Below are 23,799 nucleotides of genomic sequence, written 5' to 3'. Positions count from 1 at the left end.
CGCCTCATGCCCGGTCTGCGATCCGCCGTACCTCGATCAGCACGAGACTTTCCGGATGAAGGGTCGGCGCCTGGACGCCGAGCACGGACAGGACGCGGCCCGGCAGTTCGACGCCCTCCGGATTCCACCAGGGAAGCGGGCTGGTGACCGGACCCCGGGGCGCGTCCCCCGGTGGCAGCGGGGTCACGGCGTAGCGCGCGTTCTCCGCCAGACCGGGCAGGCGCACGCGGCCCGTCGGCATCTGCACGCTCGTGGCTTTCTGCACCACCGCGTACACGGCACGGGACAGGTCCGGAGCCACGACGCCGTGCACGAGCACCGCGGGATCATGGGAGTCGCCGTGGACCACGGTTCCACCGTGCAGCAGCGGTCGGAGCCGCTTGTGGGCCGCGATCCACTCGGCGAGCCGACGGCGCTCCTCGGGCGTCGCCAGGGTCAGGTCCCACTCGATGCCCAGGTGGCCGAAGAACGCGGTACCGGCGCGGAAGTCGAGACCGTGCGTGCGGCCCGTGGTGTGCGCACGGGGAGCGCCCACGTGCGCACCCATCAGCTCGGGGGGCAGCAACAGGCCCGTCCAGAGCTGGATCTGCTGTCGTTCCAGGGCGTCGATGCAGTCGCTCGTCCACACCCGGTCGCTGCGCTCGAGGATGCCCAGGTCCACCCGGGCGCCGCCCGACGAGCAGGACTCGATCTCCAACCCGGGACGGCGTCGGCGCAGCTCGTCCATCAGCGCGTACACCGCGGTGGTCTGCGCGTGCACCCCACCCACGCCGTACGGGCCGCTGCCCGCGTCCACGAGGTCGCGGTTGTGGTCCCACTTGAGGTAGTCGACGGCGTACTCGCCGACCAGGGCGTCCAGACGGTCGAGCACGTACGCGTACGCCTCTGGCCGGCCCAGGTCGAGCACCTGCTGGTGCCGGGCCTCCGGCGGCATGCGCCCGGCCGCGGACAGGATCCACTCCGGGTGGGCCCGGGCCAGGTCCGAGTCGGGGTTGACCATCTCCGGCTCGACCCAGAGACCGAACTGCAGACCGCGGGAACGGACGTGTTCGACGAGCGGATGCAGCCCTTCCGGCCAGATCTCGGGGTCCACGTACCAGTCGCCCAGGCCGGCCCGGTCGTCGCGGCGCCCGCGGAACCACCCGTCGTCCAGGACGAACCGCTCGGCTCCGACCTCCGCCGCCGCGTCCGCCAGGGCGGTGAGGGTGGCGAGGTCCTGCCGGAAGTAGACCGCCTCCCAAGTGTTGAGCGTGACGGGCCGCGGAGCGGCCGGATGGTGGGGACGCTGCCGCAGGTACGTGTGGAAGCGCGCCGCCATGTCGTCCAGACCCCGGCCGTACGAGGCCAGCAGCCACGGGGTCGTGTACGCGGCACCGGGCCCCAGTCGCATCTCGCCCGGCAGCAGCAGCTCGCCACCGCCGAGGAGTGAGACCCCGGAGTTCGTCCGTTCGGCGAGGGTGCGGTGGTTGCCGCTCCACGCGACGTGCAGGGCCCACACCTCACCACCGCGGAAGCCGAAGCCCCGCTCACCCACCGCGTGCAGGAGGGTGGCGTCGACACCGGTGCGTCCGCGCCGGTTCTCCCGCAGGTGCGTGCCGAGGGTGAACTCGTGCCGTTGCGGGGACCGTTCCCGCAGGTGGCGACCGGTCAGGTCGAGCACTTCGGCGGCGTGGGCCGGGACCGGCAGGGCGAGTTGCAGCGCCTCCAGCGTGTAGGGGCCCTCACCTTGGTTGGTGAGGCGCGCACGCTGGCGGACGAGACCGGAGGGGGTCAGTTCCAGCTCCCACCGCAGACCGAGCCCGGCCTGTTCGTCCGTGGCCTCCACCGTCAGCGAGCGGGGGCCCGGGAACCGCAGTTCCCGCACGGTGAAGGCGCAGGAGAAGTCGGCGCCCTCGCGGTGGCCGGACAGCCCCGGGGTGCCCAGCCATCCTGCCGACTGCTCGGGCAGCACGCTCACGGGCACCGGGACGTCGGGAACGCTGGTGCCCAGCTCGGCGACGCTCGCCGTGGCGAGGGCGGCGAGGTCGCCCCCGTCGCCCGGTGCGTCGTCTCCCAGGTCTCCGAGATCGGCTCCCCAGTGCAGCACCCGCGGGAGGCGGGGTCCCGAGCAGTCGAGGACCAGGCTCGTGCCCCCCGAACGGAAATGGAGCAGGTGCGAAGAACGGTCGGTGGTCACGTGCGTGCCCCTTCGATCGGTCGGGGAGGAACAGGGGGACGTGGGGAGGCCGCCCGCGGTGAAGTCCGGAACGGCTCGACCACGGTCAGTTCACCGACGCCGTGTTCCAGCACGTCACGGCAGTGCCTGTCGATGCCCGAGTCGGTGATGAGCAGGTCGGCGGCCCCCAACGGGGCGATCCTCGCCGGGCCGGTCGCGTTCCACTTGGTGTGGTCGGCCAGTACCACGGTCCGTCGCGCCGAGCGGCACATCACCCGGTTCGTCTCCGCCTCCTCCGGATTCGACGTGGTGATGCCGGTCCGCGCGTCCATGCCGTGAACCCCCATGAACAGCACGTCGACGTGGAGCGTTCTCAGCACGGTGACCGCGACCGGCCCCGCCGGCGCGTCGGAAGAGGTGCGCACACCACCGGTGAGCACCACCGTCTGCCCCCGCCGCCGGTGGGGCTGCAGGACCTGTGCCCCCTGCACACTGTTGGTGACCACCGTGATGTCCGGGACGTCCAGGAGGCGCCGGGCGAGCGTCCACGTGGTGGTCCCCGCGGTCAGGCCGATCGCCGAGCCCGGAGCGACGAGCCGGGCGGCCGCGGCCGCGACGGCCTCCTTGGCCGGGACCTGCCGGGACCGCTTCTCCGCGAACGCCGGTTCCGCGGTGCCGCCGTGCCTCCCTGTGACCGCGCCGCCGTGCACCCCGTCGAGCCGGCCGCGGCGCGCGAGCGCCTCCAGGCCGCGCCGGATCGTCATGTGGGACACGTCGAACCGCTCGGTCAGCGCGCTCACCCGTATCGCGCCGTGCTGCCGGAGGAGCCGGGCCATGTCCTCCTGCCGTTGCCTGGCGAGCACTCCCTCACCCGCCCGCCGACGGGGAGCCGTGTTCCCGGATCACCGCGACGTCGCCCGCGCGGACGACGATCTCGCCGTCGGCGGTGGCGCCGCTCAGCAGATCGGTGCCCGTCGCCGGGACGGACAGGTCGCGCGGGGAGTGGTTGATCAGAAACAGGTACGCGGCGTCCGGTCCGCGCCTGCGGACCGCCTCGACCCCGTCCGGGACCTCGGCCGCGGCGGTGACCCCGGCCTCCCGGCACACCCGGGCCAGCAGCGTGCGCAGGGCGTCCGCGTCCGGGCGCGTCGCCACGTACCAGGACACGCCGTCACCGTGGCCGTGACGCGTGACCGCCGGGTGCCCCGGGACCGGGCCGCCGCACGACGGATCCGCCGCGAACGACAGGACCGTCTCGGCTCCTCGGGGTTCGACGAGCTCGGTCCAGACCGTGGCCCGTGAACCGTCGGAGAGCCGGACCGTCTCCGCCTCCCGGAGCGGGAAGAACTCGTCCACCCGGATGCCGAGCATGTCCCGGTACGCCCCCGGATGGCCGCCGAGGCGGACGTGGTCGTGCTCGTCCACCACACCGCTGAAGAAACCGACGGCCGCGTGTCCGCCCTCCGCGACGAACCCGTTCAGCGCCGCGGCGTCCGCGTCGCTGGTCAGGCAGAGGCTGGGGACGAGGACCAGCCGGTGACCGCTCAGATCGCTCCCGGGGTGCACCAGGTCGCAGGTGACGCCCAGCGACCACAGCGCCTCGTACCAGGCGCGGACCAGGTCGAGGTAGCGCACGTCCTGCGAGGGGGTGGCGTCCATCTCCAGGGCCCACCAGGCGTTCCAGTCGAACAGGAGCGCCACGTCCGACACCACGCGGCTGCCGCGGACCTCCGCCAGGGCCTCCAGGTCCCGGCCGAGAGCGGTGACCTCGCGCCAGGTCCTGGTGTCCGTGCCGCCGTGCGGGAGCATCGCGGAGTGCCACTTCTCGGCACCGGCCTTCGACTGGCGCCACTGGAAGTACAGGACGCCGTCGGCGCCGCGCGCCACGTGCGCGAGGCTGTTGCGCCGCATCTGCCCCGGTGTCTTCGCGACGTTGCGGGGCTGCCAGTTCACCGCGGAGGTGGAGTGCTCCATCAGCAGCCACGGAGCGCCGCCGCCCATGCCGCGCGCGAGGTCGGCGTCGAGTGACAGCCCGATGTGCGCCTCGGGGTCCGCGGCCGTGAGGTACTGGTCCACGGACACGAAGTCGCACTCCCCGGCGAGGGAGAATCCGTCGACCTTCTTCTCGAGCGTGACCAGGAGGTTGGTGGTCAGCGGCACACCGGGGGAGAGCCGGCGCACGATCTCCGCCTCGCGCCGGTGCAGCGCCAGCAGCGCGTCCGAGGAGAACCGCCAGTGGTCGAGCCGCTGGGTCGGGTTCGGCACGGCCGCGGTGGCACGCGGCGGCATGACCTCCGCCCAGTCGCCGTACCGCTGGCTCCAGAACGCCGTCCCCCACGCCTCGTTGAGACCGTCGAGATCGCCGTACCGCTGCCGGAGCCAGTCCCGGAAGGCACCGGCGCTGATGTCGCAGAAGCAGTGCGCGTTGTGGTTGCCCCACTCGTTGTGCAGGTGCCACAGCGCGAGCGCGGGGTGGTCGCGGTACCGCTCCACGATCCGTTCGGTGAGGCGGCCGGCCGCCTCGGCGTACGCCGGGCTGCTCGGGCAGAACGTCTGCCGCGAGCCGTGGATCAGCCGGACGCCGTCGGCGGTCACTGGCAGCGCCTCGGGGTGGCGCAGTGAGAACCACGGCGGTGGGGACGCCGTGGCCGTCGCCAGGTCGACGGCGATGCCGTTTGCGTGCAGCAGGTCCATGATCTCGTCGAGCAGGCCGAACTCGTACGTTCCCGGGCGGGGTTCCAGGAACGCCCAGGAGAAGACGCCGACGGTGACGAGGTTGACGCCGGCCTCACGCATGAGGCGGACGTCCTCGTCCCACACGTCGCGCGGCCACTGCTCGGGGTTGTAGTCGCCGCCGTAGGCGATGCCGCCGAGCCGGTCGGACAGGTACTCGAGGGCGTTGTTCACGATTTCACAGCTCCCGCGGCAAGACCGGCCTTCCAGTAGCGCTGGAGGACCAGGAAGGTGATGACGATCGGGACGACCGAGACGAGCGACCCGGTGAGGCTGAGGATCTGCAGCGACGGGTCGCGGCTGACCTGGGACTGCCAGGTGAACAGGCCCAGGGTGACCGGGTAGAGGCGGTCGTCCTGGAGCATCACCAGCGGCAGCAGGAAGTTGTTCCAGACGACCACGAACTGGAACAGGAAGATCGTCACCATGGCGGGCGACATCAGCCTCAGCGCCATGGTGAAGAAGGTCCGCAGCTCCCCGGACCCGTCGATGCGGGCGGCCTCCAGGAGCTCGTCGGGCACGGAGGCGGCCGCGAAGATGCGCGAGAGGTAGACGCCGAACGGGCTGACGATGCTCGGCAGGAAGACCGCCCAGAAGGTGTTGGTGGCGCCCACCTCGGCGAAGAGCAGGAACAGCGGCAGCGCGAGCGCAGTGGCCGGGACCAGTACTCCGCCGAGCACGACGGAGAACAGGAACTCCCTTCCCCGGAAACGGTACTTGGCCAGGGCGTAACCGGCCATCGCGGACAGCAGCGTCCCGACGGCCGCACCTGCCCCCGCGTAGAGGAGGCTGTTGAGCAGCCAGGGCAGGAAGACCCCGTCCTGCTTGGCGAACAGCGCCCGCAGGTTGTCGATCAGGTGGAAGTCGGAGAACCACAGGCCGAACGAGTCGACCAGGTCGCCCTGGCTCTTGGTGGCCGAGACGACCAGCCAGAACACCGGAAGCAGCATGTAGAGGGCGATCACGGCCAGGAAACCGGTGGCGACGGCCACCGAGAGGCGGCTCTCCCGCGGGCCGCGCGGGGCCTTCGAGGAGGCCGGCGCGGGCGCGTGGGCGCCGGCGGTGTCGGTGAGGAGGCTCATGATTCAGCCTTTCGACCCGTGAACTTGAGGAATCCGAACGACAGGACGAACGTGGCCAGGGCCAGCGTCACCGACATGGCGGCGGCCTCGCTGTAGTTGTCCGACGAGGCGAGCGAGTAGGCCGCGAGGTTCGGGGTGTAGGTGCTGGTGACGCTGGTGGATATGGAACGCAGTACCTGCGGTTCGGTGAACAGCTGCAGGGTCCCGATGATCGAGAAGACGCCGGTCAGGATGAGGGCCGGGCGCAGGATGGGGATCTTGATGCGCCAGGCGATCGCCGCCTCGCTCGCCCCGTCCATGCGCGCCGCCTCGTAGATGTCACCCGGCACGGCCTGCAGCGCGGCGTAGATGATCAGCATGTTGTACCCGGTGTAGGTCCAGGTCACGATGTTGCCGATGGACCAGAGCATCATCGACGAGCCGAGGAAGTCCGGCGCGGACCCGGCCCTCTCGAGCAGTTCCACGACGGGCGAAAGCCGCGGGTCGTAGAGGAAGGCCCACATGAGCGCGGCGATCACGCCGGGGATGCCGTACGGCACGAAGTAGGCGATGCGGAAGAAGCGCTTGAGGCGGGCCACCGTGGAATCCAGCAGCAGCGCGAGCACCAGTGCCAGCAGCAGCATCACCGGGATCTGCACCAGGCCGAAGAGCACCACCCGGCCGACGCCGGCGAGGAACTCGCTGTCGCCCAGTACTTCCTCGTACTGCTCGAAGCCGGCGAACACGGTCGTCTTGCGGCCGAAGGTGCCACCGGTCCGTTCGGTCTTCAGCAGGCTCTGGTAGAAGGCGTAGCCGACCGGAACCAGGGTGAACAGGATGAACGGTATGAAGAACGGCAGGAGGAAGAAGGCGGGCGCCCAGTTCCGTCTGCGGCGCGGCGGAGTGGGGACTGCGGTGGGCTTCGCTGGCGGCGCCGCTGTCGCGGCTGCCCGGTGGGCGGTCATGTCGTGGTCTCTTCCCAGGCTTCTTTGACGGGGGGAGAGGACCGGCGGGCGTGCTCCGACGTGCCGCCGGTCCCCGTCGCACTTACTCGGCGACCTCGAGGGACTGCTTCTCCAGGGACTCCGTCGTCTTGGTGTCCGTCTGCGCGAGCGCTTCCTCGAGCGTCCCCTCGCCGCCCAGCGCTCCCGCGATGCCGTCGCCCAGGAAGCGGTAGGTGTCCGTCATGGTCGGGCCGAAGGTCCAGTCCGTGCTGACGTTCCTGGAGGCGTCCGCGAAGACGTCGAAGATCTTCTGGCCGCCGTAGAAGTCGACCGGCTGCTGCAGGGCCTCCAGGTCGAGCCCCTTGACGGCCGCGGGGTAGAGACCGCCCTCACTGTTGAGGATCTCCAGTGCCTTCGGGTCGGTGTTCAGCCACAGCGCGAACTTCGCGGCCTCGTAGGGGTGCTCGCTCTTGCCGAGGACCGCCGTCGTCGAGCCGCCCCAGTTGCCGGCCTTGTCGTCGCCCGCGGACCACTGCGGCATCGGCGCGACGCCCCACTTCCCGGAGGTCGCCTTCGCGTTGTCGCGGATGGTGCTGTAACCCCAGGCGGCGCTGACCCAGGTCGCCACCTCGCCGTCGTTCCACGCCTTGTAGAGCGCCGGGGAGAAGCCCTGCAGATCGGTCGCGACCAGCTTCTCGTCGATCATCTTCTGCCAGTAGTCCGCCACCTCGCCGGCGGCCGGGCTGTCGACGTCGACCTTCCACGCATCGCCGTCCTGGGCGAACATGTTCGCGCCCTTCTGCCACAGCAGGCCGCTGAACCAGTTCGGGTCGGTCTGCGAGAAGTGCGTCATGTGCGCCTTCGGGTCGGCCTCCTTCAGCTTCTTGGCCGCCCGGTAGTACTCCTCCCAGGTCTCCGGGACGGATATGTCGTGCTTCTCGAACAGGTCCTTGCGGTAGAAGAGGGCCATCGGTCCCGTGTCCTGGGGCACCGCCCAGACACCGTCCTCGCCGCCGGCGCCGAAGGTCACCTGCGACCAGGTCCACTTGACGAAGTCGTCCTCGGCCTCCTTGACGCCCGCGCACGCGGCGATGTCGGTGAGGCCCTCCTGGAGGCGGAAACTCGCCAGCGAGTCGTACTCGATCTGGCCGAGGTCGGGAGCGTTGCCCGCCTTCAGCGCGTTCGACATGTTCTGGTAAGTGCCGGCGTTGCCGTTCGGGGTCGACTTGACGGACACCTGGATGTCCGGGTTCTGGCGGTTCCACTCGGCCACCGCCTTCTCGACGCCGGGGATCCAGGACCAGTACGTCAGCTTGACCTTGCCCTCGCTCTTCTCGCACGTGCTCCGACCGCCCGAAGCGCTGTCCTCGGTGCCGGAGCCGCCGCACGCCGCCGTGGCGAGCAGGGGGAGAGCGGCAAGGGCTACCAAGGCCCGGCGGAGCACGGGACGTTGAGTCCGCAGTGACATGGCGTCTCCTCAGGTGCGTGCCGCTCTGCTACGTGTCTCGGAGCGGTCGGGATGCGCACACATTGACCGTTAGCGACTCGTAAAGTCAACACAGTCCATCGGGAGGTAACGGAACCAAACATAAAACGTTATCGACGTGATGGGGGGTGGAGGGTAGTGGTCTCTACCAGTGGGGATTGGCTCTGCCGATCGCCGGACGGGATTGTCGAACGCTGTCAGGGAACGATTCAGTGAATGTGCATGCGTGAATCGCGTCGGTCGCCGGACTCCCCGCCCGGGGCTCCGGGAGCAAGGAGGGGCGGGCGGGCGGCCCTCGTCGTGCCACCCGCCCCAAAGGCCCCGCTCAGCCGACTGAACGGGGCCTTTGGGGCGGCGGAGCGGTACGTCCCTGAACGCGCGGGGCACCGACCGGGAGTCGTCGCTCCGCGTCAGGTGCGGCGGATGCGCTCGTGCATACCGAGACCGAAAGCCGCTCCGGCGGTGCGCCCGTCCCCCAGGGGCGCCTCGGCGCCGAAGGCGCACACCGGCCCGCCGCCGCCCTCATGGGGGCCGGTCTGCCTCCCGCCTGCCGGGAACGGCTGAGGGAACTCCATCTGGAACAGGTCGAACCGTTCCGCGCGGCCGTCCGGCAGCTCGGCGCTCCCGAGCCCGCGCTCACGGCGGATCTGATCGCCGGGATGCCGCACACGGCCCTCGCCGCCGTCGACGGCGGTGCCCCGCTCGACACGGTCACGGAGCGTACGCTCGTCCTGGTGCGCCGCTGCCTTGCTCCGCTCGGCAGCACGGTCCACGCACCGGAGGACGGTCACTGAACGTCCTTCACCGCACGGGTGGGTGAGGTGACCTGGGCTGATCCGGCCGTGGTGAATTCCGACGGCACGAGCTGCGGGGCGATCCGGGTTCACGGTGCGGGCCGTGAGCCCGGTGGGGACCGCGTCGGGCGGGACGCGCGGTCAAGGCCGTGCCCGCGTCCGTCGTGCCGAGGGACGAGCCGGGGCGGGGTGCCCGCCGGAACGCGGTGGGCACCTCCGCGGCGACGCGTCCATTCCTCCGGCCGGGTGGGTGGGGCGGCTCCGCCCGGTGAACCGTCGGAGGGGAGGGGAGGGGAGGGGACGCCCCCTACTTCAGGTAGGGGCCGGCCTCGCCGATCCTCCTGGGGCCGTCGAGGACGTGGACGCGGAGGTTTCCCTTTCCGGGCGCCCCGACGGTGAGCCTGCCGTCGGAGACGGTGCGGGTGTCGCCGGTGACGGCGTCCCGGTAGGTGCCGTCGGGGATGCCCGTGTACGTGGCGGAGCCGGACACGGTGACGAGCGCGAAGCCGTCGGTGTACCGGCGCTTGAAGGCCATGCCGCCCGAGATGCCCTCGGTGGAGTACTGGCCCGTCCGGAGGGCGGGCACGGCCCGGCGGATCCGGTTCAGCCGCTGCAGGTGCTTCACCAGCGGCTGGTCCAGGGTGGTGGCGACCTCGCCTCCGGCGGACGCGACCGTGCCGAAGCCGGAGGCCGTGACGGAGCCGGCCAGGTGGTCGCCGTAGTAGGCGCGCCCCGTCGTCACCAGGGGGCAGGTGGGGCCGCAGTCGATCCTCTTGCCCTTCCGGAACTCGATCTCCGATCCGTGGGAGGGGGTGGGATGCCGCGGAAGGTCCACATCAGGGACATGTTCTCGGCCCAGGCGTCGGTGCCGCCGGCGTAGCGTTCGTTGCTCTTGTCGGGGCCGTGTACTCCTTGCGTTCCTTCCGGGTGGAGAACTGCGCCGAGTGGTTGACCGATCCCCTGTTCCACTTGTCGTTGACGAAGGCGGCGACCTCGCCGAAGACGAAGGAGTTCTTCGCGGGCCGGCACCGTCATACGTCGACCGGTGTCGTCAGCACCGCCCGGACGGTCTTGCCGCTGGGCGGGTAGGGGACGCAGTCCCAGTGGTCGGAGAGGGCGGCGACGAGGGTCAGGCCGCGTCCGCCGGTGCGGAGCGCGTCGGGTGCGGTGTCCACGGGGAGGGGGTGGAGGTTTCCGCGGGCGTCGCTGACCTCGACGCGGAGGCGGCGGGCGGACGGGTCGAGGGCGAGCGTGAGCCGGAAGCAGCGGCCGGGCACGCGGCCGTGCAGGACGGCGTTGGCGGCCAGCTCCGAGACGACGAGTTCGGCCCGCTCCGTGAGCTCCTGCGAAGCGCCCCGGGAGTGCAGCTCGGTCACCGCGAGGAGCCGGGCGCCCCGCCGCGTGGACGACAGCAGCTGCGTGAAGGTGTGAACGGGGGTGCCCGCACGAGGTGTTGCGTGGTTCATGGCGTCAGCGTGGCGGCCGGGTGCGGGCGGGGGCGAGTGCCGCGCCCCGTACGCGCAGTGAGCGTACGGGGGTGGAGGGGAGTCGGTGCGTGCCGGGTCCCCTACGCGCACGGGCAGGCCAGTTCGGGGGCCGCGCGGTTCGGGGAGCACGTCACCACGGCCAGGGAGAGGTACGAGGGGCGTTCGAGGTAGCAGCCGTACGACACGTCGGCGCCCGAGTGCAGGCGTTCGGCGGCGGCGTCCACCAGCCGGGCCAGGCGCGCGGTGTCCCGGTCGCCCTCCGCCGCGAACCGGGGCGCGTACTCGGCCAGCCGCTCGCCGAGCCAGGCCGCCGCCTCCTTCGCCTCGTCCCACGTGCCCCGGACCAGTGAGCGGGGCTTGACGAGCCAGTACGCCGTCTCCAGGGGCGGGAGGTCCGCCGTGCGGAACTCCGCGGCCGCCTGGCGGTAGCGTTCGATCAGTTCCGGCCTGCTTCCGGCCGGGGGCGGCTCGGGGTGCGGGGGCCGCCGTAGGGCCTCGTCGTCGAAGCGCGCCTTCGGGCCGGTCCAGAGGTAGGCGTGGTGGTGCACGAGCCGTTCCCGTTTCGAGAAGGGCCGGCCGGGCGCGGGGAGGGACCCGGCCCGGCCGGCGGGAGGTGGGGGGAATCAGACGCCGAGGCCGAAGCGCGCCGGGTCGATACCGGCGGCGTCCAGCTCCTGCGTGGTGAACCGCAGCGGTTGCGCGTCCGGCCGCTTGCTGTCGCCCGGGGCCCAGGCGTCTTCGCCGATCTGGGCCAGCGTCACGCACCCCTCGGTGCAGGGGCTGCCGCACGCCTTCGTGAACGAGGCCCCGCTGATGTCGAGCGCGTACAGGTCGGTTCCGTTCTGCATGACTTGCACCTTCCAGCTCGTCCGAACGCGGCCGGGTCCGGCCGCCGCCGCCCGTGGCGGGCGGGAGTCCATGGGAGGGGAGGTGGTCGCCCGGGTGTTTCCGCAGGTGAGCGGTGGACGCGGACGGTTTCTCCTGGCTCTCCGTGACCTCAGAGTGGCGGTCGGGCGGGGCGGGGACGAGTGTGGCACCCCGTACGCTGAGTCAATGTGCGGACACGAAGAGTGGACGGTACGTCTGATTGTCCGTCAGGCTGGAGGTGAACGCGGGGCGGCGTGAGGAGCCGTCGCGGTGCGGTGCGGAGAAGAGGAAAGGGGCGGCGGATGGACGTGGTCGGGGTCGAGGGGGAGGCGGCCGGAAGCGCCGGTGCGCGGGCGGTTCCGGCGGGGGAGTGGGAGCGGGAGCCGCATCCGTCGGACAGCCTGCGGACGTTCGGCGCCGTCGTCCAGGCACTGCGCGAGCACGCGGGACTCAGCCGGGTCGACCTCGGCGCCCGGGTCCAGTACTCCAAGCACACGGTCGAGTCGGTGGAGTTGGGGCGCCGGATGCCGGACGAGGCGTTCGTGGAGCGGGCGGAGGAGGCCCTCGGCAACACGGGTGCGCTGCGGAAGGCCGCGCGGCATTTGACGCGGGGGGAGGCGGGGCTGGCGGCGTGGTTCCGGCGGTGGGCTCGGCTGGAGCGGGAAGCAGTGAGCCTGTGCACGTACGAGTGCCGGTTGGTGCCGGGGCTGTTGCAGTCGGAGGCGTACGCGCGGGCGGTGTTCGACAACAGCATTCCGTTGCTGACCGACGAGCAGACGGAGGCACAGGTCGCGGCCCGAATGGAACGGCAGGCGATGATGCGGGAGCGGCCGACCGTGCCGTTCGGCTTCATCGTGGAGGAGTCGGTTTTCCGGCGCGGGTTGGGTGGGGCGCAGGTTCAGGCGAACATGCTGGACCACGTGCTTGAGCTGACCGCGCCGCGCAACGTGACGCTTCAAGTGGTGCCGGTGGAGTTGGAGTTCCACGGGTGCTTGGACGGGCCCATGCGAATCCTGGAAACCCCGGAGGGGCGGCGGCTCGGGTACTCCGAGGGGCAGCAGAACGGACGGCTGATCTCCGACGCGAAAGAGATGAGTCTGCTCTGTCGACGCTATGACACACTGCGCTCGCAGGCCCTCAATCCCAAGGAATCCCGGGACCTGCTGGAGCGACTGCGAGGAGAGCTATGAGCAGCGGTACGTCGGAACTCGCCTGGTTCAAGTCCAGCTACAGCGGCACCCAGGGAGACGACTGCGTGGAGGTCGCGATCGCCGAACAGGCCGCCCACGTACGGGACTCCAAGGACGTGACCCGCCCGGCCTTCGCCGTCGGCCGTGAAGGCTGGGGGCAGTTCGTGCGGTTCGCGTCGGAGTGCTGAGCGACTTGGGGGCGTGCCGTCCGCCGGAGCGGCGGACGGCACGCCCTCACCGCGTTCGGGAGCCCTCGGTCTCGCCCGTGGGGCCGTAGCCGAGGGCCGCGCGGTTGATGAAACGGTCACCGAGGTCGCGCACAGGCGCGGGCTTCGGCTGCTGGGCGGCGCTTTTCGCCGTGGACTTCCTCGGGTCGGGCTTCTTGTCACCCGCACGCTTGGCCGGGGTCGCCTTCGCCTGCTTGGCGTTCTTCGCGGCCGGCGTGTTGCGTGCCGCGTACTTCTTGCGGAGCTCCGAGAGCTGCTCGCGTTCTCGAACGGCCACGTCGGTGGGGAGGGCGTTGGTGAGGGCGCGGGCCCGGCTGAGCGCATAACGCGCCGCGTGCCAGTTTTTCTTGCCGATTGCCGCGAGGGCCAGGTGGAGGGCCTGATGCAAGGCCTTGATCTTTGCGGGCTGCCGCCGGGGTATCGGGGCCTCGGCCCCGCTGCTCCGCCGCTGCCCGGCGGCACGGGTGCCCCAGTCCGTACCCGAGGTCAGGACGACGACCGAACGGGGATTGCTGCTCTGGCTTCGACGTACCACGTGCGTTGTTCCTTGGCCGAGCGACGGGGCACGCCCTGGGGGGCCACCAGGTGGGGCCACCCCAGGGTAGGTCAGTCGTGGCGGGGGTCCTGGCCGGGGGGCGGGGCGACGCCTCGCGGGGCCTCGGGCGACGGCATCCGGCCCGCGCGGACCGGCAGGGCCGGAAGCTGCCGAGGAGGCCGTCCCGCCGGCTCCGGCTCACGGTCCCGACCCGCCACCAACACGGCCACCGCCCGCAGCCGCAGGGCTTCCTGCGGCTGCGGCGAGAGACGCCGCGCGTCCCGCGTGTGGGCCGGGACGGTCCGGGCCGCGGGCGCCCCGGATCAGTAACCGTAGATCATCTTGTAGGCGACCTCGGGGAGGAACTGTCCGGCGGAGGAGCCGGCTCCGACGCCGCAGTTGCCGTCGGACTCGCCCGGAACCTTGATCCACAAGAGCATCTCGGCGCCTCCGCCCAGCCGGGTGGGGGTGCCGATGCGGCGGCCGGAGGGGTTGCACCACTGGCCGTTGGAGCCGTTGCCGTTGCGGCTGGTGTCCACGACGAACGGCTTGGTGTAGCCGTAGCGGGCGTTCAGTTCGCTGTTGACGGCGTTGCCGTAGGCGGTGTTCTCGGCGGTGGTGAGGTAGTTGGAGATGTTGAGCGAGAAACCGTGGGCCTGTCGGAGGCCGGCTTCGTGAAGGCGCTGGGCCATGGTCGCCGGGCCGGCCCAGGCGGGGTTGCCGGCGTCGAGGTAGACCCAGGTGTTGGGGGCCTGGCGGTTGAACTGGGCGAGGGCCCCGGTGAGCATGCCCTGGCGTTCCGCGATCTGAGCCGGTGTCATGCAGCCGTAGTCCCCGAGGGAGTCCGGTTCGAGGATCACGAGGGCCGGGCGGTTGGCTATCCCGCCGGCGAACTGCGCGATCCAGTTCGCGTAGGCGGAGGGCGAAGCGGCTCCGCCCGCGGAGTGCCCGCCGCAGTAGTCGCGGTTGTAGATGTTGTAGGCGACGAGGACGGGCAGTTTGTCCGCGTGGTCCGCCGCCCCCGCGTACGCACCCGTGGCAGTGCCGATGGTGCCGCTCCACGAGCCGAACCAGCGGGCCGTCGGGGTGCCGGCGATGGAGGTGTTGATCGCGGGTGCCCGGCCGTCGCCGGGGTTGGCGGCGACCCACTGCTTGGCGCTGGAGTCGGGGTCCGCGTAGAAGCCGTTGGTCATGGTGGTCGGGTCGGCGGCGTGGGCGGACGGTGCGACGGCGAGCGCCAGCGGCAGGGCGAGGAGCGCTGCCGTGAGGGCGCGGATTCTGCGGCGCATGACGGTACCTCGGTTTCCTGGTGGGGATGCGTCGCCCGCTCTCGTCCCGAGCGTGCGGCGCGCTGAGGAAGTGCGGTGGTACGACGTCCCCCTGTGCCGACGGTCGCTTCAGCGGGCATCACCCACACCCGCCAGCGGGGACCGGGCAGGTTCCTGGCCGACGGGCACGGCCGGCGTTTTCGCCGATGTCGGTCACCAGGGCCCGGGCGCGCACCGGCGGCCGGGTGGTGAGGCCGTCGTACCGCGAGTTCAGGAAGAACGCCCCGGTCCGGTACGAGGAGATCTTCTCGGAGCCGGCGTGGCGGGCTCGGCCTTCCGCCGAGCCCGCCAGGCCGGCTCCCTACCGGGGCCGGACCCGTGTCATGCCGTCAGCGCTGCAGGGTCAGCAGACCCGGACGGTAGGGCAGGAGGCCGTAGTCGCCGCCGGAGTTGGGGCTGCGTCCCTGGTAGAGCAACTGCAGGTTGCAGGGATCGACGGTCATGGTCTGATCGGAGCTGGTGCGGAGCAGTTCGCCGTGGCTGATGTCGTTGGTCCAGGTGGCGCCGCTGTTGGCCTTGCCGGCGAAGGGATTGCTCTCGGTCGCGGCCTGGGGTGTCCACGAGCCGTTCAGGCTGGTGGCCGTGAAGGAGCGGAAGTACCGGCCCTGCGAGCCGATCGCCTCGACGATCATGAGGTAGCGGTTCTGGCCCTGCAGCTTGTAGACCTGCGGGGCTTCGAACAGGTTGTTCGTCGTATCGCTCATGACCACCGTCGAGGTCGAGCCGAAGCTGCCCGGGAAGTTCCCGATCGGCATGCTGGCCCGGTAGATCTTGCCGTTGTCGCCGGCGAAGAACAGGTACATGTTCGTGCCGTCACCGATGAGTGCCTGGTCGATGGGCCCCGTTCCGGAGCCGGAGATGCTTCCGGAGAAGAGCACCTGCTCGGACGACCAGCCGTTCGGGTTGGTGGGGTCGCTCGACGTCCGGTAGGAGAAGGCGGTCCCGCCCCACTGGTAGGCGAGCACCCAGATGTTCTTCGGCGCGAAGTAGAAGAGCGTGGGTGCGACGGTGGAGTTGGACATCGTGTTCTGGCCGGCCGAGGCCATCTCCGACCAGTTGGTGAACAGGCCGAAGTTCATCGAACCCCACCGCGTCCCCGTGTCGTGCGTGGTCGCGTAGACGAGTTGCCTGCCGTTGTAGGGGGCGACGGTGAAGTCCTTGAGCGAGACCCACCCCTGCTTGGGCTGCGCCAGCGCGCCCGTCGATGTCCAGCGGTAGCTCGACGGAAGATCGCACGAGCCGGGGGTGTCGGCGCCGACCTTGACGAGCTGCCACTGCTGGTTGGTGCCGCCCCAGTCGTCGTACTGGACGATGTTCGCGTTGTCGGCGGTGGAGGCGCCTTGCACTTCGAGGGCCTTGCCGCTGTGGCGCGAGATGAGCCTCACGTAGCCGTCCGAGCTGTCGGCCAGTCGCCACTGCTGGTTGGTGCCGTTCAGGTCGGACCACTGGACGATCGAGCCGCCGTTCGCGGTGGACCAGTTGTGGACGTCCAGCACCTTGCCCGAGTGGCGGGACTTGATGCGGTAGTAGCCGCCCCCGGAATCGACGAACTGCCACTGCTGCTGGTTCTGGTTGTTCCTGGTCCACTGGGTGATGCGGGCGCCGTCGTCGGTCGCCATGTTGTAGACGTCCAGGGCTTTGCCGCTGTTGCGGTTGACCAGCACGTACGAGGCGTTGGGGTCCACGGTCGCGGCCTGGGCGGGCTGGGCGCCGAGGAAGGCGGCCACCAGCAGCAAGGGCGCCAGGACACCGAGTAAGCGTCTTGGGCGGAGCGGGGACGGGTGGCGAAACCGCATCAGAGGGCCTCCTTGGGGGCGGGGTGAGGTGACGCCGATGAACCGCGGAGCGGCAGCCGCGCCGGAGCGGGCAGGAATGGGTTCGAAAATTTCGAAGTGATCCCGATTCTGTGACGCCACAAGTTAGGAAGGCGGGGCTCTCCGGTCAAGGCCTGTCGCCGATCTGTCTGCAAACAGTTCCCCCATCCGGTTGGGGCAAGCGCTTGCATCGACCGTAAATCCCCAGGTGTGTGCGGTACGGCTCACCGGTCCAGGGGCATGCTCGTTCTGGCGTGGTCTCGAAAGTTTCGAATTGGAAGCGGAAAGTTTTTCTGTTGCGAGGGTTGACGAGCCACCGTCAATCGCTCAATCATCCTGTCTGGTAAACCGACCGTAGAACGAGATTTCGAACCGCGCTGGTCCCGGGCAGGCAGTACCACTGCAGAGCCGCGCACAGCCGCACGGCAGATCCACGCACAAAGCACCTGCGCCACCCCGTTTTTCGTCCGGTGAGGCTCACACCGACGCATCCCGACCCTCCGCACAGGGGGAGAGGTGTGCGACGCCGTGTGACGGCCTCCCGGCTGAGCCGCGATGGAGTACCCCCGTGCCTGTGTCGAAAGACCGCTGCCGCCCGGCGTACGTCACTCGGCGGCCCGCCGGGCCCGTCCCTGCCGGTTGAGATCCTTCCGGGGCCCATGACCACGGCGTCCGGTGATCCCGTCATTCCTACCTTGGAGGCACAGCCATGGGCTTTCATGCCCTTCCCAGACCCGCCGCCCGGCGGAAGATCCGCGTTCTGCTGCCGACGCTGGCCGCCGGCGTCCTCGGTATGGTCGCCACGCTGGTCGCGCCGCCGCCCGCTCAGGCCGCCGAGAGCACGCTCGGCGCCGCGGCGGCGCAGAGCGGCCGCTACTTCGGTGTCGCCATCGCCGCGAACAGGCTGAGCGACTCGACGTACGCGACGATCGCGGCCCGGGAGTTCAACTCGGTGACGGCCGAGAACGAGATGAAGATCGACGCCACCCAACCGCAGCGGGGCCAGTTCAACTTCACCGCCGCCGACCGCGTCTACAACTGGTCGGTGCAGAACGGCAAGCAGGTGCGCGGCCACACCCTGGCCTGGCACTCCCAGCAGCCCGGCTGGATGCAGAGCCTCAGCGGCGGCGCGCTGCGCCAGGCGATGATCGACCACATCAACGGCGTGATGAGCCACTACAAGGGCAAGATCACGCAGTGGGACGTCGTGAACGAGGCCTTCGCCGACGGAAGTTCGGGAGCCCGGCGCGACTCCAACCTGCAGCGCACCGGCAACGACTGGATCGAGGTCGCCTTCCGCACCGCGCGCGCCGCCGACCCGTCCGCCAAGCTCTGCTACAACGACTACAACGTCGAGGACTGGACCTGGGCCAAGACCCAGGCCATGTACGCCATGGTGCGGGACTTCAAGCAGCGCGGCGTGCCGATCGACTGCGTCGGCTTCCAGTCGCACTTCAACAGCGGCAGCCCCTACAACAGCAACTTCCGCACCACCCTGCAGAACTTCGCGGCCCTCGGCGTCGACGTGGCCGTCACCGAACTCGACATCCAGGGTGCCTCGGCCTCGACCTACACCAACGTGGTCAACGACTGCCTGGCCGTCTCGCGCTGCCTCGGCATCACCGTCTGGGGTGTGCGCGACAGCGACTCCTGGCGATCGGAGCACACACCGCTGCTGTTCAACAACGACGGCAGCAAGAAGCCCGCGTACACCGCCGTCCTCAACGCGCTCAACGGCGGCTCCACCACTCCGCCGCCCCCGGACGGCGCAACGATCAAGGGTGTCGCTTCCGGCCGCTGCCTGGACGTGCCCAGCAGCAGCACCACCGACGGCACCCAGGTCCAGTTGTGGGACTGCCACAACGGGACCAACCAGCAGTGGACGTACACCGACGCCGGTGAGCTCAGGGTCTACGGCAACAAGTGCCTGGACGCCGCCGGCACCGGCAACGGCGCCAAGGTCCAGATCTACAGCTGCTGGGGCGGCGACAACCAGAAGTGGCGCCTCAACTCCAACGGATCCATCGTCGGCGTCCAGTCCGGCCTCTGCCTCGACGCCGTCGGGAGCGGCACCGCCAACGGCACCCTGATCCAGCTCTACTCCTGCTCGAACGGCAACAACCAGCGCTGGACCCGCGCCTGACGAGCCTGCCACGAAGAGATCGCTGATGAGCGCGGGGGTCGCCGCCGTGGTGGCGGCGCCCTCCGCGCTCGGCACGGTCCGGTGGGCCGGCGTCACCACGGTCCGGCCCCGCGGAAGTGCCGGAAGGCGGCCCCCACGATTCTCGAGTCCGACGCGTGCCGCGAGGCGCAGTGAGAACGCCCTTGAGCCGCAGAAGGGCTGACCGGGTGACCGCCACAGCGGTCGTGGCGGGGCGGAACGCGTACGTCGTCCACCCGCACGGCACCGCCGCCCCGGCGTGCTCCGCGCTCCTGGACCAGGTCCGAGGGCGCCGGCATCGACCGGCTCCGCGCCGACACGGCGTACCACCCCGCCGATCGGCCGGCCTGGCTGCGCGAGCGGGGCATCGTCCCGCGCATCGCCCGGATCGGCGTCGAGTCCGGCGAGCGTCCCGGACGGCACCGCTGGAAGATCGAGCGGTCGATCTCCCGGCTCTTCGGCTACCGCAGCCCGACCGTCCGATACGAGCGAAAGGGCAGCCATTTCCTGGCCTTCCCCGGGCTCGGGGCGGCCCTGACCCGACGAGAAGCTCGCACACCCCGCCACGTGAGACAGGCTCCGAGCCGCTGGTGATCGACTTCGCGAGCCGTGGGAGCATCCTCGGTGAACTCGAAGGAGAATCCAGTGCAGTTACGCAACGTGCTGCCGGGTGATACCGACGCCTATGTCCGCATGCGGTGCGATCCCGTCATGATGGCCGGCCTCGGTGGGCCTCTGCCGCGTGAGGGGATCGCAGACACGGTCCGTCGGGATGCCCAGCAGGCAGCAGCCGACCTTGCGTGGGTCAAGATGATCGTTCCCGATCCGGTTGTCCCCGACGTGGTGGCAGGGACGGTGACCATCCGATTCCGTGACATCGGTGAGGGACCGATGTCCGAGATCGGCTGGATGGTTCTGCCTGAATTCCAGGGGCAGGGGATGGGCAAGCGTGCGGTCCGCGTGCTCCTGGAGCAGGCCCGGGATCAAGACCGCTGGGGAGTCGTGCATGCTTTTCCGGCAACGGACAACGCGGCGTCGAACGGCATCTGCCGTTCTGTCGGTTTCCGGTTCCTCTCAGAGGTCGACGTGACCTTCGCAGGCCGGGTTTTCAGGACCAGCCACTGGGCCATAGACCCGATGACGGATCTGACCTGACGGCACCGTCCTCAAGGCCCTGTTCGATTTCCGGCGGGGTCAGCCGACCGCAGTGTGCTGCGCCTGTGCCGTGGTGCGGGCGAGTCGGTAGGACTCGGTGCCGGTCCGGATGATCGCGCCGTCGAAGATGAGACGGTCGCCGATCGCCGCGGAGAGCGGGGGAGCGGTGAAGGATTTCGTCCAGCCGCTGAAGGACTCACTGGAGGCGATGACGACGCTGTTCTTCTTTTCGCATTCGGTCAGCACCTGGAACAGCGGCCCAGCGCCCCTCCGGTCGAGTTCCATGCCGCCATACCGGTCCTCTCCGAGGCCACGTGGGGCGAACGGGACCACACCCGTCAGCAGCTCACCCGTGCCGTGCAGACGGCACACCGCACACTGCGGCCGAGAGTCCACGGCCACTTCACCGTCGTGCGCCGCCGCCACACCACCCTCAGCCGGGCGACCCACACCCTCATCGACCTTGTCACCACACGCCTCCGGCAGGCGACGTCCGAGGCGGGCAGGCCGAGCCCTGAGGCGCCCCTGACACCCCTTCACTCGGACGAGGCGGAGAGCCAGATTACGGATCCGCTTCCTTCTGCGCCTCGGAGGGATGAGATTGCGCAGACCGGGAAGGAAGTACGGTCGGGCACATTTCCGCCAGGGCGCCCTCCACCCTTTCCGTCGCGTTGCCGACGTGAAGTTCAAAGGGTGAAGGCAGGCAGGGCGACGACCTTTTCGGCCAGCCTGACAGGCGGCCCCGTCGCACCCGGCGAGGTGGCAAAGCTGCAGTTCACGCACCGAGAGTGGGGCTTGACGTCGACCTGTAGCCGCACGGCCGGATCGGCTGTCGTGGCCCGCACCTCCGGCGGGCTGACGCTGTTGATTGCGGTAGCAAATTAGCGCAACTGGGCCAATCCTGCTACGGTCGAAAGAAATCCGCCTCTCTGGACCGGTCGATACGTGCAAACTCTGGCGACCGGATGGCTCTGCCCTGCCCGTGAAGGTGGGGGCGGGGTCGTATGGCGAAAATAAAGGGACATACGTGACGAACAGAAAAAGAGTAGCGATTATCGGTGCCGGCCCCTCGGGCATGGCTCAGTTGCGGGCTTTTGAGACCGCAGCGCGCGCGGGGGCAGACATCCCCGAGATCGTCTGTTTCGAGAAACAGACCGACTGGGGTGGCCAGTGGAACTTCACCTGGCGCACCGGACTCGACGAGTACGGCGAGCCCGTGCACTCGAGCATGTACCGCAATCTGTGGTCGAATGCGCCGAAGGAAGCGCTGGAATTCGCTGATTACACCTTCGACGAGCACTTCGGCCGCGCCGTCTCCTCATACCCGCCGCGTACGGTTCTGTGGGACTACATCGCCGCCCGGCTGAAGAAGACGAACGTGCGCGATTTCATCCGCTTCCAGACCGTCGTGCGCTGGACGGAATACGACGCCGAGCGTGAGGTCTTCACGCTCACGGTCGAGAATCTCCCCACCGGAGAAACGACGACCGAGGAGTTCGACCATGTGGTCGTCGCCAGCGGCCACTTCGCTTTCCCCAACGTGCCGCATTTCCCTGGCATCGAGACCTTCCCCGGGTACATCGCCCACGCCCACGACTTCCGTGGCGCGGAAGCCTTCAAGGGGCAGGACGTCCTCGTCGTCGGCTCCAGCTACTCGGCCGAGGACATCGGCAGCCAGGCGTTCAAGATGGGCGCACGCTCGGTGACGGCGAGCTATCGTTCCGCGCCGATGGGCTACGACTGGCCCGAGGGCTTCGAGGAGCGCCCCGTCATCAAGCGCATCGAGGGCAACACGGTCCACTTCGCCGACGGCACCTCGAAGCACATCGACGCCGTCGTCCTGTGCACCGGCTACCTGCACAAGTACCCGTTCCTGCCCGACGAGCTCGCGCTGACCTCCCCGAACAACGTGTACCCGGACGGCCTTTACCGCGGTGTCGTGTGGCAGGACAACCCGCGTCTGGCCTACCTCGGCGCGCAGGACCAGTGGTTCACCTTCAACATGTTCGACGCGCAGGCCTGGTACGTGCGCGACCTCATCCTGGGCCGCGCCGAGCTGCCGTCGGAGACCGAACGCGCCGCGTCCATCGCCGAGTGGCGGGAACGTTTCGAGAAGCTTTCCTCGGACGCCGAAGAGGTCCGCTTCCAGGCCGACTACGTGCGTGATCTGCTGCGGCAGACGGACTACCCCGAGTTCGACCTCGACCAGGTCGTCGAGATCTTCCTCGCGTGGAAGCGCGACAAGAAGGCCGACATCATGGGCTACCGCGACCGCGCCTACCGCTCGGTCATGACGGGCACCCTGGCTGCCGAGCACCACACACCGTGGCTCGAAGAACTCGACGACTCGATCGAGCGCTACCTCGTCAAAGACCCCGCCAGGACCCCGCAGAACGCCGAGCGCAGCCTAGCGGCGTAACTCACCGAGGTCGGAAACGGACCCCACTACGGTTCAGGGGCCCAGCAGCTCTCACTGCGGGCCCCTGAACCGTATCCATGGGGCGGGCGCAACTGGGGGATGTCGGTTGCCGGGGGCAGGGGGAGTGCGCCGTGGGCCGCGCCGGATGGCTTGTGTGTGAGGGGTGGGGATCGAGCCGCAGCCCTGCGAAGACCCTTCCGCGATCGCCTCGGTGTCGGAGCGGCCCGCTCAAGAACCCTGGCCTCCGTGATCCGTGCGGAACGCAACGACCGCTCCCGGTATGTCGTGGAACAGACCCTCGCCCTGCTCCACCGGTTCAAGCGCCTCGCGGTCCGCTGGGAACGCCGTACCGAACTCCACGATGTCTTCGTCTCCCTGAGAGCTGTCCCGCAATCGCCTGTTCGCTGCCCGGCATGATCGACGGGTGACCAGTGAACCCACGCGGTCGGGCCGCATGAAGTACGTCCTGTTCGACGTCGACGGCACGTTGATCGACGCGGTGAGCAACCAGCGCCGGGTCTGGAGAACCTGGGCGGAGCGGTACGGGCTGGATGCGGACGAGGTCTACCAGGTGGCTTTGCGGACGCGGCCGATGGAGACGTTCGCCCAGGTCGCCGCGGACCGAGATCCGCGCGAGTGCCTGGCCGCACTGCACGAACTGGAGGACGAGGACGTCCGATCCGGCGTCTATGCGGCCTTCGACGGCGCGTCGGAGCTGCTGTGCGGTCTGCCGCCGGGGTCCTGGGCGCTGGTGACCTCGAACTACGAGCACCGGGTGCGCGGCCGTTTCCTGCGGACGGGCTTGCCGGTGCCGGATGTGATCGTGGACGCGGCTGCTGTCGAGGAGGGCAAGCCCTCTCCCGTCCCGTATCTGCTGGCCGCTGAGCAGCTCGGCGCCGAGCCGGGAGACTGCCTGGTGGTCGAGGACGCCCCCTCCGGAGTGCGGTCCGGACGGGGCGCCGGGATGACGGTGTGGGGGGTGAACGCCGCCGTCGCGGTGGAGGGCGTGCACCGCCACTTCGCTAGTCTGCGCGAGGCGGTTCCGAACATCCTGGCCTTTGCGTCCGGCCCTCACGGGAATGCCGCGGCCTGAGCCCGTGCGCCGGCACCGGGCATCATGGGGATGATCTTCGTGTGGCTGGTGTGATCACGGCATCCGCGCCCGCGTCGAGCACGCCTTCGCCCGCATGAAGACCCGGAAGATCCTCCGCGACTGCCGCCTGAAAGGCGAGGGCCTTCATCACGCCATGCTCGGCATCGCCCGCCTCCACAACCTCACCCTCGCAGGATGACCGGGTAGCAAGGCTGGTCAACCAACATGCGGCAGATCATTTACAGGACAGCGCTTAGAAGTCATCTCATTTGGCTCGATAGGCTACTGGGCATGGCAGGGATCGTTGAGCGGCTGGTGCCGGATGAGTTGTGGGAGCTGTTCCAGCGCGT

The 23,799-nt window shown here is 69.8% G+C and carries 19 protein-coding genes and 4 pseudogenes; 9 read left to right on the top strand and 14 right to left on the bottom strand.

Annotation, left to right across the window (positions count from 1 at the left end):
• Positions 1-4: 4 nt before the first annotated feature.
• The 6 genes from ACWEQO_RS18415 to ACWEQO_RS18390 all read right to left on the bottom strand — a co-directional run bounded on the left by ACWEQO_RS18415 (position 5) and on the right by ACWEQO_RS18390 (position 8,361).
• Positions 5-2,176 (bottom strand): alpha-galactosidase, encoded by a 2,172-nt coding sequence (locus tag ACWEQO_RS18415; protein WP_452984256.1) that lies wholly within the window; start codon positions 2,174-2,176, stop codon positions 5-7.
• Positions 2,173-2,991, bottom strand: a complete 819-nt coding sequence (locus tag ACWEQO_RS18410; RefSeq protein WP_452984254.1) for a DeoR/GlpR family DNA-binding transcription regulator — start codon at positions 2,989-2,991, stop codon at positions 2,173-2,175. The genes ACWEQO_RS18415 and ACWEQO_RS18410 overlap by 4 nt, the downstream gene beginning before the upstream one ends.
• 31 nt (positions 2,992-3,022) lie before the next feature.
• Positions 3,023-5,062, bottom strand: coding sequence for a beta-galactosidase (locus tag ACWEQO_RS18405; RefSeq protein ID WP_452984252.1), 2,040 nt, complete (start codon positions 5,060-5,062; stop codon positions 3,023-3,025).
• Complete coding sequence (locus ACWEQO_RS18400) at positions 5,059-5,970, bottom strand: carbohydrate ABC transporter permease (RefSeq protein ID WP_452984250.1); 912 nt, start codon at positions 5,968-5,970, stop codon at positions 5,059-5,061. Before ACWEQO_RS18400 ends, ACWEQO_RS18405 begins: the two co-directional genes overlap by 4 nt.
• The gene (locus tag ACWEQO_RS18395) at positions 5,967-6,914 is read right to left on the bottom strand and encodes a carbohydrate ABC transporter permease (protein ID WP_452984248.1); all 948 of its coding nucleotides are present in this window, start codon (positions 6,912-6,914) and stop codon (positions 5,967-5,969) included. The genes ACWEQO_RS18400 and ACWEQO_RS18395 overlap by 4 nt, the downstream gene beginning before the upstream one ends.
• Before the next feature lie 82 nt (positions 6,915-6,996).
• The gene (locus ACWEQO_RS18390; protein ID WP_452984246.1) at positions 6,997-8,361 is read right to left on the bottom strand and encodes an ABC transporter substrate-binding protein; all 1,365 of its coding nucleotides are present in this window, start codon (positions 8,359-8,361) and stop codon (positions 6,997-6,999) included.
• Between the two features lie 500 nt (positions 8,362-8,861).
• On the opposite strand from ACWEQO_RS18390, the pseudogene ACWEQO_RS18385 reads away from it, so the two are divergent.
• Positions 8,862-9,173, top strand: a pseudogene (locus ACWEQO_RS18385) (TetR/AcrR family transcriptional regulator); the annotation flags it as partial.
• A gap of 307 nt (positions 9,174-9,480) precedes the next feature.
• On the opposite strand, the pseudogene ACWEQO_RS18380 reads toward ACWEQO_RS18385, so the two are convergent.
• From ACWEQO_RS18380 to ACWEQO_RS18365, 4 genes and pseudogenes are all read right to left on the bottom strand, one after another.
• Positions 9,481-10,192 (bottom strand): annotated as a pseudogene (locus ACWEQO_RS18380) (alpha-amylase); the annotation flags it as partial.
• Positions 10,193-10,204: 12 nt separating this feature from the next.
• Positions 10,205-10,639 (bottom strand): ATP-binding protein, encoded by a 435-nt coding sequence (locus ACWEQO_RS18375; RefSeq protein WP_452984244.1) that lies wholly within the window; start codon positions 10,637-10,639, stop codon positions 10,205-10,207.
• Positions 10,640-10,740: 101 nt separating this feature from the next.
• Positions 10,741-11,208 carry a hypothetical protein gene (locus ACWEQO_RS18370; protein ID WP_452984242.1) on the bottom strand — a complete coding sequence of 156 codons (468 nt, stop codon included), beginning with the start codon at positions 11,206-11,208 and terminating at the stop codon, positions 10,741-10,743.
• 75 nt (positions 11,209-11,283) lie between these two features.
• On the bottom strand, positions 11,284-11,508 hold the full coding sequence (locus tag ACWEQO_RS18365) for a DUF397 domain-containing protein (RefSeq protein WP_452984240.1): 225 nt from the start codon (positions 11,506-11,508) through the stop codon (positions 11,284-11,286).
• A 321-nt stretch (positions 11,509-11,829) separates the two neighbouring features.
• Between ACWEQO_RS18365 and ACWEQO_RS18360 the strand changes: the two genes are divergently transcribed.
• Together ACWEQO_RS18360 and ACWEQO_RS18355 are read left to right on the top strand one after the other, a co-directional pair.
• A complete protein-coding gene (locus ACWEQO_RS18360; RefSeq protein WP_452984238.1) occupies positions 11,830-12,717 on the top strand; it encodes a helix-turn-helix domain-containing protein in 888 nt (295 codons plus the stop codon).
• Positions 12,714-12,905: a DUF397 domain-containing protein gene (locus ACWEQO_RS18355; protein ID WP_452984236.1), complete on the top strand. Its 192-nt coding sequence runs from the start codon at positions 12,714-12,716 to the stop codon at positions 12,903-12,905. The genes ACWEQO_RS18360 and ACWEQO_RS18355 overlap by 4 nt, the downstream gene beginning before the upstream one ends.
• Before the next feature lie 46 nt (positions 12,906-12,951).
• Here ACWEQO_RS18355 and ACWEQO_RS18350 read toward each other — a convergent pair whose 3' ends face one another.
• The 3 genes from ACWEQO_RS18350 to ACWEQO_RS18340 form a co-directional block, all read right to left on the bottom strand.
• A complete protein-coding gene (locus ACWEQO_RS18350) occupies positions 12,952-13,479 on the bottom strand; it encodes a hypothetical protein (protein ID WP_452984234.1) in 528 nt (175 codons plus the stop codon).
• A 323-nt stretch (positions 13,480-13,802) separates the two neighbouring features.
• Positions 13,803-14,768 carry a glycoside hydrolase family 6 protein gene (locus ACWEQO_RS18345; protein WP_452984232.1) on the bottom strand — a complete coding sequence of 322 codons (966 nt, stop codon included), beginning with the start codon at positions 14,766-14,768 and terminating at the stop codon, positions 13,803-13,805.
• A gap of 368 nt (positions 14,769-15,136) precedes the next feature.
• Positions 15,137-16,603 (bottom strand): non-reducing end alpha-L-arabinofuranosidase family hydrolase, encoded by a 1,467-nt coding sequence (locus ACWEQO_RS18340; RefSeq protein WP_452984230.1) that lies wholly within the window; start codon positions 16,601-16,603, stop codon positions 15,137-15,139.
• A gap of 727 nt (positions 16,604-17,330) precedes the next feature.
• Between ACWEQO_RS18340 and ACWEQO_RS18335 the strand changes: the two genes are divergently transcribed.
• Together ACWEQO_RS18335 and ACWEQO_RS18330 are read left to right on the top strand one after the other, a co-directional pair.
• Positions 17,331-18,764 (top strand): endo-1,4-beta-xylanase, encoded by a 1,434-nt coding sequence (locus ACWEQO_RS18335; protein ID WP_361454142.1) that lies wholly within the window; start codon positions 17,331-17,333, stop codon positions 18,762-18,764.
• A gap of 663 nt (positions 18,765-19,427) precedes the next feature.
• The gene (locus ACWEQO_RS18330; protein WP_452984401.1) at positions 19,428-19,937 is read left to right on the top strand and encodes a GNAT family N-acetyltransferase; all 510 of its coding nucleotides are present in this window, start codon (positions 19,428-19,430) and stop codon (positions 19,935-19,937) included.
• Positions 19,938-19,976: 39 nt separating this feature from the next.
• Here ACWEQO_RS18330 and ACWEQO_RS18325 read toward each other — a convergent pair.
• Positions 19,977-20,237, bottom strand: a pseudogene (locus ACWEQO_RS18325) (ATP-binding protein); the annotation flags it as partial.
• 682 nt (positions 20,238-20,919) lie between these two features.
• Between ACWEQO_RS18325 and ACWEQO_RS18320 the strand changes: the two are divergent.
• The 4 genes and pseudogenes from ACWEQO_RS18320 to ACWEQO_RS18305 all read left to right on the top strand — a co-directional run.
• Positions 20,920-22,356 carry an NAD(P)-binding domain-containing protein gene (locus ACWEQO_RS18320; protein ID WP_452984228.1) on the top strand — a complete coding sequence of 479 codons (1,437 nt, stop codon included), beginning with the start codon at positions 20,920-20,922 and terminating at the stop codon, positions 22,354-22,356.
• A 246-nt stretch (positions 22,357-22,602) separates the two neighbouring features.
• Positions 22,603-22,773, top strand: a complete 171-nt coding sequence (locus ACWEQO_RS18315; protein WP_452984226.1) for a hypothetical protein — start codon at positions 22,603-22,605, stop codon at positions 22,771-22,773.
• Between the two features lie 7 nt (positions 22,774-22,780).
• Entirely contained in the window at positions 22,781-23,449 is a 669-nt protein-coding gene (locus ACWEQO_RS18310) for an HAD family hydrolase (RefSeq protein ID WP_452984224.1), read from the top strand.
• A gap of 61 nt (positions 23,450-23,510) precedes the next feature.
• A pseudogene (locus ACWEQO_RS18305) lies at positions 23,511-23,648 on the top strand (IS5/IS1182 family transposase); the annotation flags it as partial.
• Positions 23,649-23,799 lie beyond the last annotated feature (151 nt).

The sequence above is a fragment of the Streptomyces sp. NPDC004051 genome (assembly GCF_053604275.1).
Note: the sequence above shows the minus strand (reverse complement) of the source record. Positions and strands in the feature narration are given on the sequence as shown.

What these genes read in the sequence shown, in the direction of transcription:
- ACWEQO_RS18335 (WP_361454142.1), top strand. Translation starts at nt 17,331, where the DNA reads ATGGGCTTTCATGCCCTTCCCAGACCCGCCGCCCGGCGGAAGATCCGC.
- ACWEQO_RS18390 (WP_452984246.1), bottom strand. Translation starts at nt 8,361, where the DNA reads ATGTCACTGCGGACTCAACGTCCCGTGCTCCGCCGGGCCTTGGTAGCC.
- ACWEQO_RS18340 (WP_452984230.1), bottom strand. Translation starts at nt 16,603, where the DNA reads ATGCGGTTTCGCCACCCGTCCCCGCTCCGCCCAAGACGCTTACTCGGT.
- ACWEQO_RS18400 (WP_452984250.1), bottom strand. Translation starts at nt 5,970, where the DNA reads ATGAGCCTCCTCACCGACACCGCCGGCGCCCACGCGCCCGCGCCGGCC.
- ACWEQO_RS18360 (WP_452984238.1), top strand. Translation starts at nt 11,830, where the DNA reads ATGGACGTGGTCGGGGTCGAGGGGGAGGCGGCCGGAAGCGCCGGTGCG.
- ACWEQO_RS18365 (WP_452984240.1), bottom strand. Translation starts at nt 11,508, where the DNA reads ATGCAGAACGGAACCGACCTGTACGCGCTCGACATCAGCGGGGCCTCG.
- ACWEQO_RS18395 (WP_452984248.1), bottom strand. Translation starts at nt 6,914, where the DNA reads ATGACCGCCCACCGGGCAGCCGCGACAGCGGCGCCGCCAGCGAAGCCC.
- ACWEQO_RS18375 (WP_452984244.1), bottom strand. Translation starts at nt 10,639, where the DNA reads ATGAACCACGCAACACCTCGTGCGGGCACCCCCGTTCACACCTTCACG.
- ACWEQO_RS18355 (WP_452984236.1), top strand. Translation starts at nt 12,714, where the DNA reads ATGAGCAGCGGTACGTCGGAACTCGCCTGGTTCAAGTCCAGCTACAGC.
- ACWEQO_RS18410 (WP_452984254.1), bottom strand. Translation starts at nt 2,991, where the DNA reads ATGGCCCGGCTCCTCCGGCAGCACGGCGCGATACGGGTGAGCGCGCTG.
- ACWEQO_RS18345 (WP_452984232.1), bottom strand. Translation starts at nt 14,768, where the DNA reads ATGCGCCGCAGAATCCGCGCCCTCACGGCAGCGCTCCTCGCCCTGCCG.